Annotated in this window: 12 protein-coding genes and 5 tRNA genes; 4 read left to right on the top strand and 13 right to left on the bottom strand. The window is 65.2% G+C overall.

Translation table 11 applies throughout. The features are described from left to right. Positions 1-139: 139 nt before the first annotated feature. Positions 140-1,132: a DUF5937 family protein gene (locus AB0H88_RS35315; protein WP_357652245.1), complete on the bottom strand. Its 993-nt coding sequence runs from the start codon at positions 1,130-1,132 to the stop codon at positions 140-142. 136 nt (positions 1,133-1,268) lie between these two features. On the opposite strand from AB0H88_RS35315, the gene AB0H88_RS35320 reads away from it, so the two are divergent. Continuing rightward, complete coding sequence (locus AB0H88_RS35320; RefSeq protein ID WP_357652247.1) at positions 1,269-2,123, top strand: isocitrate lyase/phosphoenolpyruvate mutase family protein; 855 nt, start codon at positions 1,269-1,271, stop codon at positions 2,121-2,123. A 212-nt stretch (positions 2,124-2,335) separates the two neighbouring features. On the opposite strand, the gene AB0H88_RS35325 is transcribed toward AB0H88_RS35320, so the two are convergent. Together AB0H88_RS35325 and AB0H88_RS35330 are read right to left on the bottom strand one after the other, a co-directional pair. Beyond that, positions 2,336-3,442, bottom strand: coding sequence for a hypothetical protein (locus AB0H88_RS35325; RefSeq protein WP_357652249.1), 1,107 nt, complete (start codon positions 3,440-3,442; stop codon positions 2,336-2,338). Between the two features lie 608 nt (positions 3,443-4,050). Further along, a tRNA-OTHER gene (locus AB0H88_RS35330) sits at positions 4,051-4,113 on the bottom strand. Position 4,114: 1 nt separating this feature from the next. Here AB0H88_RS35330 and AB0H88_RS35335 point away from each other — a divergent pair. Then, entirely contained in the window at positions 4,115-4,372 is a 258-nt protein-coding gene (locus AB0H88_RS35335; protein WP_357652251.1) for a hypothetical protein, read from the top strand. Between the two features lie 58 nt (positions 4,373-4,430). Then, entirely contained in the window at positions 4,431-5,234 is an 804-nt protein-coding gene (locus AB0H88_RS35340) for a hypothetical protein (protein ID WP_357652252.1), read from the top strand. A gap of 81 nt (positions 5,235-5,315) precedes the next feature. Here AB0H88_RS35340 and AB0H88_RS35345 read toward each other — a convergent pair whose 3' ends face one another. The 5 genes from AB0H88_RS35345 to AB0H88_RS35365 all read right to left on the bottom strand — a co-directional run bounded on the left by AB0H88_RS35345 (position 5,316) and on the right by AB0H88_RS35365 (position 9,135). Beyond that, positions 5,316-6,110: a hypothetical protein gene (locus AB0H88_RS35345; protein WP_357652254.1), complete on the bottom strand. Its 795-nt coding sequence runs from the start codon at positions 6,108-6,110 to the stop codon at positions 5,316-5,318. A gap of 211 nt (positions 6,111-6,321) precedes the next feature. Further along, positions 6,322-6,392, bottom strand: a tRNA-OTHER gene (locus AB0H88_RS35350). Positions 6,393-6,639: 247 nt separating this feature from the next. After that, on the bottom strand, positions 6,640-7,554 hold the full coding sequence (locus AB0H88_RS35355) for a hypothetical protein (RefSeq protein WP_357652256.1): 915 nt from the start codon (positions 7,552-7,554) through the stop codon (positions 6,640-6,642). Between the two features lie 577 nt (positions 7,555-8,131). Beyond that, the gene (locus AB0H88_RS35360; RefSeq protein ID WP_357652258.1) at positions 8,132-8,548 is read right to left on the bottom strand and encodes a profilin; all 417 of its coding nucleotides are present in this window, start codon (positions 8,546-8,548) and stop codon (positions 8,132-8,134) included. Between the two features lie 359 nt (positions 8,549-8,907). Continuing rightward, entirely contained in the window at positions 8,908-9,135 is a 228-nt protein-coding gene (locus tag AB0H88_RS35365) for a GntR family transcriptional regulator (protein ID WP_357652259.1), read from the bottom strand. A 292-nt stretch (positions 9,136-9,427) separates the two neighbouring features. On the opposite strand from AB0H88_RS35365, the gene AB0H88_RS35370 reads away from it, so the two are divergent. Further along, positions 9,428-9,715, top strand: coding sequence for a hypothetical protein (locus AB0H88_RS35370; RefSeq protein WP_357652261.1), 288 nt, complete (start codon positions 9,428-9,430; stop codon positions 9,713-9,715). Positions 9,716-9,883: 168 nt separating this feature from the next. Here AB0H88_RS35370 and AB0H88_RS35375 read toward each other — a convergent pair whose 3' ends face one another. From AB0H88_RS35375 to AB0H88_RS35395, 5 genes are all read right to left on the bottom strand, one after another. Continuing rightward, positions 9,884-10,729 carry a barstar family protein gene (locus AB0H88_RS35375; protein WP_357652263.1) on the bottom strand — a complete coding sequence of 282 codons (846 nt, stop codon included), beginning with the start codon at positions 10,727-10,729 and terminating at the stop codon, positions 9,884-9,886. A gap of 50 nt (positions 10,730-10,779) precedes the next feature. Beyond that, positions 10,780-10,853 (bottom strand) — tRNA-Phe (locus AB0H88_RS35380). Positions 10,854-10,857: 4 nt separating this feature from the next. Continuing rightward, positions 10,858-10,932: transfer RNA gene (locus AB0H88_RS35385), tRNA-Asp, on the bottom strand. Between the two features lie 80 nt (positions 10,933-11,012). Then, positions 11,013-11,085, bottom strand: a tRNA-Glu gene (locus AB0H88_RS35390). Next, the gene (locus AB0H88_RS35395; RefSeq protein WP_357652265.1) at positions 11,086-12,630 is read right to left on the bottom strand and encodes a metallophosphoesterase; all 1,545 of its coding nucleotides are present in this window, start codon (positions 12,628-12,630) and stop codon (positions 11,086-11,088) included. Positions 12,631-12,657: the final 27 nt, after the last annotated feature.

Consider the following 12,657-nt stretch of genomic DNA (forward strand, 5'->3'; position numbering starts at 1 on the left):
GAAGCGCTGTCCCCGGCGGCGGCGCTGCGCTTAGGTGCGGTCCTGGCCGCGTCCGGACCGGTGATCCTGACGGCCTTCGGAGTCGGCAGGCAGAGCGTGGGAGGCTACGCACGCGATCAGCGTTACTTCGAGCGGGCCTTCACATCTTCTGTGCGGTGAGCAGGGCGTCGGCGAGGCCGGTGCGGGCGTAGAGCACCGAGCGGCCTGCTCGGTGGGTGCTGGTCAGGCCGGCGGCTCGCAGAGCGGTGAGGTGCTGGGACACGCCCGCCGCGGAAAGGCCCGAGCGTCGGGCGAGTTCGGTGGTCGAGGCGGGTGAGTCCAGTTCGGTCAGGATCAGCGCACGGGATCGGCCGATCACGGCGGCGAGGGCTTCCATGCGCTCATGTGTCCGACGCTCCCACAACGCGCCGATCCCGCGCGCCGGGTAGGCCAGCTGAGGTGGTTCCGACGCGACGGACCGCGTCAGCACTCGCGGCCAGGCGAAGGCCGACGGCACGAGGAGCAGCCCGGCTCCGGTCTCGATCCTGGTGATGGCGCAGTGCCGCTGTACCAGGTGGAGGCCGCCGTCGGCCCAGCGCACCGTGTGGTGCAACTCGTCGAGTGCCTGGGCCGTACCCTGCTCGGCCACCTGGCGGCCCCGGTGGAAGATGTCCGCCTCCAGCACCGAGCGAATCCTGGCCCAGTATGGCGCTATTGCGAGCCCCCAGTAGACCTCGATCTCCGCGACGATCCTAGGCAGGTAAGTCCGAGGGGTCCGGTGAAGGCTCCGCAGCCGCGAGGACAACCGGCCGTCGCGCTCAGCGGCCAGGCAGTCGAGGTCCCGCCGTACCTGCTCGGGGTCGGTGGCCTCGATGGCGGCCAACTCTTCGGAGAGATCGGGGCATGCGGTCGCCGGTGCCGGGTTGAGAAAGTCGGGGAGGTGGCCAATGGGCGGAATCATGTCGGCCAGCCAGCCGCGATCGAGACCCGCGGCCGCGAGCCGAGGGCGTACCTGATCGGCCCAGTCGCCATGGGGTTCCGGTACGGCGGCGGCGGCCAGCACTCTGCTGCTGGTGACGATTTCCCACATGGGCGAGACAGCGAACCGGGTCTCGGCCAGACCGTTCACCGAGAAGGTCAGCCGTGCCTTCATACCGCCTCCGCTGCTTCCAGGATTCGGCCCGAGCTTAATCAATGGACGCCTACTCCTCCGCCCGGCAGCATCCCGTGAGCAGGCACCCGCGAGGCAGGGTGCCGGGAAGCAGAACAACGCGAAGGCGATCACGCATATGTCTGTTGATATTTCCCCCTCCGCTGATGCCGCGACTCAGGGGAAGGCCCGGCTGTTCCGCACCTTGAGCACCGAGTCCGTGCTGGTGCTGCCCAACGCCTGGGACGCCGCCAGTGCGGCGGTGATCGCCGCGGCCGGCGCCACGGCGATAGCCACAACCAGCGGTGGCGTGTCATGGTCCCTGGGCCGCGGGGACGGGCAACGGCTCAGCCGGGGTGAGATGGTGGAGGCCGCCCGGCGCATCGTGGACTCCGTCGACCTGCCCGTGACAGTCGACGTGGAGGGAGGGTACGGACCGGCCCCTGCGGATGTCGCCGCGACCGTGCGCGCGGTCGTCGAGGCCGGTGCGGTGGGCGTCAATCTGGAGGACTCCACCGCCCCCGGCGGTCCGCTGTTCGACATGGCCGAGCAGAGCGCCAGGCTGCGCGCGGCCAGGGGCGCCGCGGCAGCGGCGGGCCTGGCGAACCTTTTCGTCAACGCACGCACCGACGTCTTCCTGTTCGCGATCGGTCCATCCGAGGCCCGGCTGGGCGAGGTGCTGGCGCGCACGGCGGCATACGCCGAGGCGGGAGCCGACGGCATCTTCGTTCCCGGCCTGCTCGATCTGGACGTGCTGAACACTCTCTGCGCCGAGTCGCCGCTGCCGGTAAACGCGATGGCCGTCGCCGGTGGCCCGAGCGTCACCGAGCTCGCGCAGGCAGGGGTGCGCAGGATCAGTCTGGGCACCGGACTGGCCCAGGCCGCCTACACCGCGGCCCGCAGAGCCGCCGCGGAACTGCTCGGCACAGGAGGTCTCACAGCACTGGACGACTCACTGAACTTCAGCGAACTCAACGTCCTGTTCCGCCACTGATCGGCATGTTCGTCTCGCTACGGTGTGTCTCGTCCGTTGGCTAGCGTGGCCTGCCCGGCCCTGGGGTGGTGTGGCTGCGCGCCACCCGTGCGACGCCGGCCGGGCGTAGGCGGCTCCGCCCAGCCCGGGCGGTCGGAGCGTGCCGGGGCCCACCAGCCCTTGCTCCGGGGAGCAGGGCGGCGGGTCGTGGTCCGGGGCGAGGAAGCCCGGGATCAGACGATGGTGAGCGGCCCGTCGACCAGGTACGCCGCCAACGGACCGGTCATCCGGAACCGTGCGGGCGGCTGCAGGGCCAACCGGTTGGCGCAGGTGGCGAGGTGGCCGACCTCGTCGGAGGCCGTGGAGTCGAGGTCGCCGAGCAGTTCGACCGCGCGCGGGACCACCCGGGAGAGGGCGTCCTGCACGCAGTACCGGACGTAGAGCGAGGCGGCGAGCGTCGACTCGTTCGGGCCGCCGTCGTCGATCCGGCGGGCGACGCCCTCCGCGGCCGACATCGCGCCCTCGGTCTCCACCAGCAGTTGGACCCGCTCGGACTCGGGCGCTCGGTTGTCGAGCAGCGCCCGCTCGACCAGTGCGCTGGCGGCCCCGAGGTAGCTGCCGGTCATCAGCAGCTGGTACCAGGCGAAGCCCGCGGTCAGCAGTGCGTCCAGTTGCCCGTCGAGGGCCGAGGTGCGCACCAGCAGCTCTGGCGCCAACTCGACGTTGTCGAGGGTGACCTGCTTGCTCTCCGCCTCTGCCCCGCTGACGCTCATACCCTCGCTGTCCGCGGGCACCAGCGCCAGCGCCGGTTCCTCGCCCGGGCCGTCCGAGCAGGGGACCATGGCACCAGCGATGAGCAGGTCCATCGACCGGGCCAGACTGCGCAGGCGCGTCATCCCGCTGATCCGCACCCCTTCGTCCTCCTCCGTGGCTGTCATCGAGGGGGAGAGGACTCCCGCGCCGGGGCGGTCCTCGGCGAAGCCGAACGCCACGAGGCGGTTGTCGGAGGCCACACCCTCGACAAGCGTCGACAACATGCCCTTGTTGGGGATCAGAGCGGCCAGGGTTGCTGTCGAGAAGTGGTGCAGGGTGGTGGCCACGGCCAGCGACGGTGCCCTGCTGCCCAGTGCGCGCTGCACCCGCAGGGCGTCCAGGGCGGTGGCTCCCCGCCCCTGGTAGGCGGTCGGCACCAGCAGCCCGGGGCCGCCGCTGTCGCGGAAGAGCCCGATGCCGGGGCCGCTCGGGCCCTCCAGCTCCATGACGGGTACCGCCCGCAGGCTCTCGTCCAGCCCCGGCAGCAGCTGCGCCACAGTGGCGCGTTCCCGCTCCAGAAAACGCATGTCCTCTCCCCACTTCCCCCAGGACAACCACCAGGCCGGTGGCCCGGATCGGCTGACAGCGCCCCGGGTGGCGCGCAGCCACACCGCCCCAGGGCCGGGCTGGCCACGCTTACCGGCTCATCCCGCCAACGGACGAGACACACCGTAGCGAGACGAACACGAACACAACAGGCTAACAAGATCACAGCATAATCACCCCCATCAGCCTTATTTCAAGATCATATCGATGTGGGTATTGGGCCCATATGGGCTAACTCGCCACCCCGCGCGACCGACCCCGGCTTCGCGGCGATACGCCTGGGCGCCCCGTTTCATCTGGCCTTCGACGGAGACCTGCTGCAGCTGCCCGCCCAAGGCGACGGCCCAGGCGCTCCTCCCCGATCTGCGAGGTGATGCCACCGGCCAGCACGACACGATCCTCCTTAACGTCCGCCGCCTCGATGGACCTCACTCCCCGCGCTGGATAGGGGAAGATGACGACGTCGCTATGTTCGGCCAACCACTACCCGGCCTCCATGACTGAAAGCCGGAGCCGACGTTGCTGTCACCGAAGATCAAAAAGCCCCGAACGGTGATCCGTTCGGGGCGTTCTTACTGTTCAATGCTTGTGGTCAGGGGCAGGGTCGAACTGCCGACCTTCCGCTTTTCAGGCGGAACAACCACCCTGCTCCAGTGATCAAGACCACGGTCAGGCGCGTGTGGACGGTGGCGCGGATGCGTCGACGTGTGGGGACGTTGCTGTCAGCGCTGCTGTCACCTCTCCCATGGCCATCGGGAGGCGACGAAGAAGGGCCGCTGCAGCAATCGCCACGGCCCTCGACTACGGGAACCGAGGCCGGCGATCGTCAGGGCCTCACCGGTGACTGGTCGACAGACAGGTCATCCGTCGCCGATAACCTCTTCATGAACCTGGGCCAGGTGCTGGACTGAAACGTCCGTTGCCAGGCATCAGAGTGCGCCGGCGGCTGAATCATGGGGAGTTTGTGACATGGACTCGGTAACGCTGCACACGGCGGCACGACGGTACCTGATGGAGCGGTACGACGAGCTGACCGACAAGTACGCCGCACTGCCCAACGAGGGACGGTCCGCATTCGGGTACAACTACCGTCCCGAAGCCTGGCGCATCTTCCCCCGCTACAACGTGATCGCAGCGATCCTGGAACACGTGGAGCGGCTCGATCCAGACCGGCTGCCCGAGTTCTCCGACCTCGTCGACGCCCTATCCGAGGCTGCCGACACGGCCCAGTCGCCGTTCACACAACCGGCATCGAACAAGACCGAGGCAAAGGCGATGGCTGAGGAACGCCGGCTGTTTCAGTCGACCTTGCAAGCCTGGGTAGCGCGGGCCGACTTTCCGGTGGAACCGCTGCCCTACCGGCGCGTGTTGATGCCCGCCCAGTCGTTCGAACGACAGAAACAGTTGGAGCAGCGGTGGGGGCTGGTGGGCAGGTCGTGGCACCCCATGCTCGCCAAGCCAACTCCACCCGACGTCCTCGTGCTGACGGAGGCATCGATGTGGGACGAACAGGGACTCGCCCAGGTGCGCGCCGCCCTACGCGACATGAGCGGCGGCCGCGTTACAGAACTACGCGAGTACGGCGCGGACTACCTCGTAGATGTAGAGATGTTCGCACCCCAGTACACCGGCGCTGAAGGCGTGTGGAGCGATGACACGCTTACCTGGATCGTCTTCGCCTCCCACGAAGGAACGGTCGCCTTCGGGGGCCAACTCGCCAACGCCCTCGAAGCAAAGTGGACCGAACTCGACCGGTGGCGCTGGTCAGCCTAATTGAGCCGCCCTGCGCAAGCTGGGCGATGCCCTCGGATTGCCAGACCCTTTCAAGGCTGGTCAGTACGCTCGGTGATGCCGTTACCGAGCGTGCTTCCATTTGGTCCGATCTCGCAGAACACGAACATAGTCGAACCCCTGATCTTGTAGCTGCCGCACGACCCACTGAGCAGCACGATCATCGGGATCAAGTTCCCGCAAATGGAATCGGAGGCTCGCGATAGCGTGCCGCTCACGGGTCTTGCGCCTCTTGGGGACGAAATCCTGCGGAAGGTTGTGGCACACGTCCGCGATCACGCGCATCTCCTCCAGATGCGTCAGTGCCGCGTCCGTTTCCCCCGCAGCCAACGCCCGCTTCACGAAGTGACTGCCGGCTCGCAGCTCAATGAACCCCATGGCCATTATTACCCTGATGGCCTCCTGCGCCGACCCGTGCTCCAACCCGGCCGGCCGGTCACGAGCTGTCCGCATGTCTTCCAGAAAAGTGAAGCAGGAGCAGTGGCCGTCACGTTCTTCGACGCAGCGCGGGTGCTTGCAACTGTGGTCGTGTCGGTGATCACGGGACCACACGTAAAAGTCACGTCTTATGCCCTTGGCGCGCCGCGCTGTCCGATACTCCTCCCATCGTGACAGCGTCTTCGGTAGCTGCTGGAATCGCGGCACTGGAACAGGCCTGTTAAGACCGCTCTTGATGAGCGCACCGTCGTTCATCTTGAGCACCATGGCTGCAGAGATACAGCCTTCAACGGCCACATCCCACGACCTACGTGGCCAAGGGATCACATAGTGGATTCCACCTGGAGCAAGATGGGCAGCCAGAAGCTCGATGGCCTGCGGCTTGACAGAGCCTGAGGTCTCGCGCAGCAACTCGATCATCGTGGCTGTGTCGACGGCACGAACCGTCCGAAGCGCCCTGGGCAGCACTGTGCCGTGGTCCGAATCTTTCGCCACAGGCCAAGGAAGTAACCACACGAACACCAGCGTGCCATGGTCGACCCTGCGTTGGAGGTGGCGAGGTTGCTGTCGCAGACGCGAAAACGCCCCGGAGCGATCTTCGCTTCGGGGCATCTTGGCTGCTCAAAGAAGGTGGTCAGGGGCAGGGTCGAACTGCCGACCTTCCGCTTTTCCGGCAAGCCGGGCACCCGCTCCCGCTGGGCTCATGACGGCGCTGACCAGGCCCCGCCATCCCCTAGCGTCCGTCAACGTCCGCGATCGTCTGCCGCGGTTGTCACTCAGTCACTCCACCAAAGAGGGCAAGCATTCACCGCCTGACGTTCCGGAGCCGGTCACACCGTTGCACACCTCTGATCGATCACACAGCGCGATCAACAGAACCCGAAACGTACAGGCCGTGAATGCTACCCCATGGTGACCAGCTTGCCGTGTCACCGCGACACCCTCGCCTCTATTTCAGAGTTTCGTAAATCCCCTTCGCCGTCATAGACGGCACCGGCCGACCGGACGCCGCCTCAGCGGCGAAATCAAACCTGCTCAGCTCCGCAGTTCCCGTCCCCGCCTGGTAAGACAGCAGATAACACTTACCGTACAGCTCGAACGGAGCGAGCGTCGTCCACCCCGTCGCCCAGTTCTGCTGCCACACATTGCTGTACGAGCCGTCCTGGCCGAACTTGTCAAGACTCGCTTCGCCCGACTCGTTCTTGTACGACAGAAGGTAATACTCGCCGTACGCCTTGAAGGGGACGAGTGTCGTCCACCCCGTCGTCCACCCCTGCTGCCATATCCCGCTGTATGAGCCGTCCTTGTGGAATTTACTGAGGTCCGCGTTTCCCGAACCGTTCTTGTACGACAGGAGGTACGGCTCGCCGTATAGCTCGAACGGAGCGAGCGTCGTCCACCCCGTCGCCCACCCCTGCTGCCACACTCCGCTGTATGAGCCGTCCCTGCCGAACTTGTCAAGACTCGCTTCACCCGACCCGTTCTTGTACGACAGGAGGTACGGCTCGCCGTACGCCTTGAAGGGGACGAGTGTCGTCCACCCCGTCGTCCACCCCTCCTGCCATATCCCGCTGTATGAGCCGTCCTTGTGGAATTTACTGAGGTCCGCGTTTCCCGAACCGTTCTTGTACGACAGGAGGTACGGCTCGCCGTATAGCTCGAACGGAGCGAGTGTCGTCCACCCCTTCGTCCACCCCTGCTGCCATATCCCGCCGTATGAGCCGTCCTTGTGGAACCTGCTGAGGTCCGCGTTTCCCGACCCGTTCTTGTACGACAGGAGATAATACTCGCCGTATAGCTCAAACGGAGTGAGCGTTGTCCAGCCTATCGCCCACTGTTCTTCCCAAACTTGGGTTATTTGCATAATGGGAGTCTTGCTTGATGGTCGGACGGGTGTCAACCGGCATGAGCGATCGGCATGATCCGCCTTTCCCGGTCGAGTGAATCCGATGTAAGCATTCACGTCGTGCACAGGCCCGCGGAGGAGGTCTGTGACTCCCCAACGCCACCCGGCCGTGCTCACCAGTTATGATCACGACCGGGTGGCCTGACAGCAGTCTTGCAGGCTCCCCAGGTCACAGCAGGTGACCTGGGCCCAGCGCAGCCACGAGTTTCGGTCAGGACATTCGGGGGATGAGTCCGGCGGTCGCGGCCGTGACAACGCTGCGGGGCGCGTTTTCCCACGTCGCGTTGCCCGCTAAGTGCTTTATGTCAAGCCGTCCCGGAGCTCCCGGTCACGCACTGCCGCTTTGGGCCGTGTGCCTTGATTCTTACCGGCACCCCTTCTCGTGGGCGTGCGCTTGGCGTAGGCGGTCCGAACCGGCCAGTTCCACGACCCCTTGACATTGAGAAACGGGCATCTGAGAGAACTTCTAAGCGCTCCGAGGAGCTTTGCGGACGGGTCAGGCGGCAGATCTAGCCACAGGGGTCCACTCTAGTGATCAGTACCCGGCGTTGATCAGTTCGTCGGCAAGAGACTCGACGACGGGAATCGATTCCGCCATTTGGAGTGGGGCGTCATACTCGGCGACGATGATGCACTGTTTCGTCTGCACCACGATCGCACCGGCGTGTCTGGGATCGTAGTTGATGGAGTGCGTGGTCTTGAGGAAAAGGGAGCGCTCGTCGCTCCCGGAGGTGAGGAACTTGTTGCCGGCCAGCACAAGACCACCGACCTGGTCCTCTCCGCCGCTGAACACGGCCCTGCACTCCTTGCTGAGCTGACTCTGCTCGGCGGCACTGATCTTATATCCCTCGGACGCAGCCAAGATTCCGCCGTCCAGCCCGACGATTGCCGCCCGGTTGACCTTACCGGAGCCGATCAGATTGTCGTCCACATAGCGCTGCCACTCGCCCATACACAGCCCCCAGTTGCAGCCCGGCCTATGCCAGGCGATCCAGTATTTGTCATCGTCTAGTAGCACGAACGCGTGATCAAAGCCCTCCGCTCCGACCAGTCAATGGTGCTTCGCACGCCCTTCTGAGCGCGCTACGCGCGGGAGACCTGGCCTCTGTCTATTGGAGGGGCCCAGCCCGAGCTTGCCTGCCACGCCTGAACTGCTGATCGTGCGTAGTCGTGGCTCCGGTAGGCGCTTGTTCAGTACCGGAGCCCTTCCCGATCTTCGCTGTGATCCTCAATGAGGAAGACGTCGCTGGCTGTCATGGCTGCTGATGACCTGTGAGCGCCGAGGTGTGGCTATCCAAGGGTCAGGCGTAGCTACTGTGGGGCCACGATGGAGCCCTTGCCAGGCTTGGTGGTGATGAGGCCGCGTTCTCTGAGGGCCTCCATCGCCTTGCGCACCGTGACGCGTGCGACGTCGAACTCCTCCTGGAGCTTCACCTCGGAGATCAAGGTGAGTGCAGGGTAGGTGCCGCTGTCGATGCGCCCGGCGACGACGTTGGCTATCTGCTCCCACTTGTAGAGCCTGGGGTCCCACTCAATCACAGGACGACTTTACGTATCGGTGGACCTATTGACATAGAACAGGCAGTCCTAGGAATGGCGTAGACAGGTTAGGACAGGTTGAGCTAGCTTGCATATATGGCGTTGGCGAGCGAGGCTCCAGAGTCCCTCCGGGTGGGGCTTCGCAAGTGCGCTCCGGCCTGCCGCCCCGTACGAGCGCGCTGCGGCGGGAGATGGCTCCTCGCTCACCAACGCCTGTTCATCGATTGCGGTTTTCGCGGGCGCCGAAGGTGGCTCGTCGGGGATCGCGCCTCATGAAGGAGGGCGAGCCCCTGTGGCAGATGACTACGACTTCCACGGTACGCACCCCGCCTCGCCGCGCCCGGACGCGGTGCCGGTGAGGTGGATCCCGGTCCAGCAGCGTCCGGGTGCAGCTCGCGTCCGGGCCTACACCTGCGAATGCCTGTCTCTAGTCTTCGAGCAGTGCATGGCCGGCGGGCAGGGCTTCATCCGGCGCTACGACCGGTCCGTCTTTCCGTGGGACATCGCCGAGAGCCCGCGCGTGCGGGTAGTCGATGCTATGGCGCTGTGGCGACAGCTCATGACCGGGGAAGCGAAGTAACGGCGCACAAACCCGGGCGGCGACGTGGCAACAGAGTACGTGACGCAGGACCAGCGCATTGCGCAGGCTCGTCACCGCAAGGGCCGGTATCAAGCAACCCTTGCCGAGAAGATCGGCCGTTCGGTCTCCTGGCTGTCGAAGCCAAACCGGCGGCGTACGAAACTGCTATCACCTCAACACGACGTCCACCTCGTGCTCCGCAAAGATCGTCTGAATGATCTCGAAAAAGGTCGGAGCGTCGTCCGTCTCCTCCAAGATCCTTGTTAGAGACTGTCGCGCAACCTGGGAGTCGCTCCAGATCAAGGTGAACGGTGTCGTTGCTCCGAACCCCCCGCGCAGACAGTCATTCAGCGCATCGAGATTCCAACCGAAATAGCCCCCGGGCCCGTTGATGGCTTCCCCGACGGCGAGGTAGAAGCAGGTCTCATCGGTGACGTGAGCTCCATCGAGGTGGTAGGCGAACCCTGCCGGACGATCAACTGGCCCCGTTTGCCGGAAGCTGCTGCGGCCGACAACGGTCAGCCATTCCCGTCTGCCCTCCGAGTCGTACACCGCCCACTGGTTGATTTGGTCAGGCCGGACCGTACGCCAGCGCTCCCAGATATGCCGTGCACCGGACTGCGGGCTGTCGTATCCCCACTCAGCGATGATGTCCACCCGCTCGGGACCGAGCCGCGAGGGTCGCCACTCGATGATCTCGCTCACCCAGAAGTCCGCAAGAGGCTTTCCTGCCGCGTCCAGCATACGAAGCCCTTCCAGCCAGAGAGGATTTCTCAGGCGGTACCGCTTGGACCCCTCCAAGTAGTCACGTAAGCGCTGAATAGGAAGGCACCCCAGGATCTCGACCGTCACAGGCCTATCGCACTCGGCCGACTCGACGAAGACACCCTCGGCATCGAGGCATGTCCCGAGCACGTGTCCATCCCCGTCGATCAACAGGAACTTCGGCTGACTGGAATCCACGGACCCGGTCCTCACCCGTGCATCTATGACGTTGCTGTCAGGAGAGATCAAAAAGCCCCGAACGATGATCCGTCCGGGGCGTTCTTACTGTTCAATGCTTGTGGTCAGGGGCAGGGTCGAACTGCCGACCTTCCGCTTTTCAGGCGGACGCTCGTACCAACTGAGCTACCTGACCCGAGCGGTCCTGACGGGACTTGAACCCGCGACCTCCACCTTGACAGGGTGGCGAGCACTCCAAACTGCTCTACAGGACCTTGCTTTGCGACTCGCTTAGCTTACCAGCTCCTGGCTGGCTTTCGACCAACCGTTTTGCGGTGCGCTAGGCGCTTCGCCGTGCCCCCAACGGGATTCGAACCCGTGCCGCCGCCTTGAAAGGGCGGTGTCCTAGGCCGCTAGACGATGGGGGCTCAGGAACTTTCCCTGTCGTCTTCCGTCGGAGACCTCTGAAGCATAGGGGACGATTGCCCTTGATGCCAAAGTGGCGGACCGGCGGCCGGCGACGTCGTGCCAGTGATCGATCCCGTTGGCGACGGGGCGTTCGTTGGCTCTGGAGAAATCATACGTCCCGGGTCACGCTCCACGTGACGCTGGATGTACACCGACTGCTCGCCGAGGCCGCCGAGCGTGATGTCGTCCCAGGCCTGCAGCCGTTTGGTCTCCTTGTCGAAGTACATGACCGAGGCCTGTACGGGGGTCGGCTGGGGGTGTTCGAGGGCGCGCAGGCCGGCGCCGCCCGTGGAGCCCTGGACCAGGAGGCGGGTGCCCGAGGGCAGCATGGTCGTCGATCGTTCATGGGTGTGACCTGCGAGGATGATCGGTGTGGCGCCGGAGAAGCCGCGGCCGACCTCCGGGTCGTGGACGGCGACCAGGTCCGGCTTCCCCATCCGCGGAACACGCGACCGCCCGAACTGAGCCAGAACGGCGGGATCCGAGTCCACGGCGACGGTCTTGTCAGGGGTGAAGCGGGGGTCGCCGAGGCCGTAGATGTTCAGGCCTGCCACCTTCTGGGTTTTGTCGTCCAGGACGATGGCGTTCTTCTGCTTGGCGACCGCTTTCTGAGTGATCATCGAGTCGTGGTTGCCGCGAACGTAGACGTACGGGACGCCGAGGGTGCCGATCTCGTCGACGAACTTGTTCTCGGTCTTCGTGCCATGGTCGGAAATATCGCCGGTGTCGATGATCATGTCGACCTTGAACTGGTCCTTCAGGGAGCGAATGACGTTCCAGGCGATCGGGTTGATGTGGATGTCCGAGACGTGGAGGACACGGATGGATCTGGGATCCGCGTCGTACAACGGCAGCGTCGACACCGTGTCGTACAGCTTGGAGACGTTCGTGACCAGCTTGGTGAGTTGCGACCGGTACGACTCGAACTTCGTCACGATCGACTCCGCGCTGCCCACCAGCGACGGCGCGGCGGCGATCAGCCCCGAGTATCTGGGCTCGACGAGCGAACTGGGGCGGAACGTGAGCGCCGCGAGCGCGCTGGTGCCGGCGAGCGCCACCGAGGTGACCAGCAGGCCCAGCAGCGCCACCCTGGGGCGCCTGAACACCAGCAGGCTCGCGATCAGCGCCCCGGCTCCCGCGCACAGCAGCGAGCGGATCAGCAGCGCGCGGACACCGTCGAGCAGGTCGCGCTCGATGATCTCCGGTAGCCGGTCGGCCAGCCGGGGGTCCTCGATGATCGCCTTGGCGCGTTCCTGGTCGATGTTCTCGAGGGAGATGCGGAGCCTGAGCGGTGCGTCATGGGTGCGGAACGTGAGCGTGCCCAGCGGGCTGGCGTCCACGATCGTCTCGCCGTTCCAGGCGGGCCGGAGCGACATACCCGTCTCTACCGGACCGACCTGAGCCCTGACGGTGCCGCTGAGGAAGATGCCGAGCCAGGCGCCCACGGCGGCCACGATGAGTACGGCCACAACCCTGGACGCCCGCGACTGGAGGACTGTCTTCAATCTGTCAGCGAACTTCATACAGTTTCT

Source organism: Nonomuraea sp. NPDC050680 (assembly GCF_040654555.1).
Lineage (GTDB): Bacteria > Actinomycetota > Actinomycetes > Streptosporangiales > Streptosporangiaceae > Nonomuraea.

Coding starts and splice junctions, on each gene's coding strand:
- AB0H88_RS35315 (WP_357652245.1), bottom strand. CDS start 1,132: ATGAAGGCACGGCTGACCTTCTCGGTGAACGGTCTGGCCGAGACCCGG.
- AB0H88_RS35360 (WP_357652258.1), bottom strand. CDS start 8,548: ATGGGCGAGTGGCAGCGCTATGTGGACGACAATCTGATCGGCTCCGGT.
- AB0H88_RS35340 (WP_357652252.1), top strand. CDS start 4,431: ATGGACTCGGTAACGCTGCACACGGCGGCACGACGGTACCTGATGGAG.
- AB0H88_RS35325 (WP_357652249.1), bottom strand. CDS start 3,442: ATGCGTTTTCTGGAGCGGGAACGCGCCACTGTGGCGCAGCTGCTGCCG.
- AB0H88_RS35345 (WP_357652254.1), bottom strand. CDS start 6,110: ATGATCGAGTTGCTGCGCGAGACCTCAGGCTCTGTCAAGCCGCAGGCC.
- AB0H88_RS35355 (WP_357652256.1), bottom strand. CDS start 7,554: ATGCAAATAACCCAAGTTTGGGAAGAACAGTGGGCGATAGGCTGGACA.
- AB0H88_RS35320 (WP_357652247.1), top strand. CDS start 1,269: ATGTCTGTTGATATTTCCCCCTCCGCTGATGCCGCGACTCAGGGGAAG.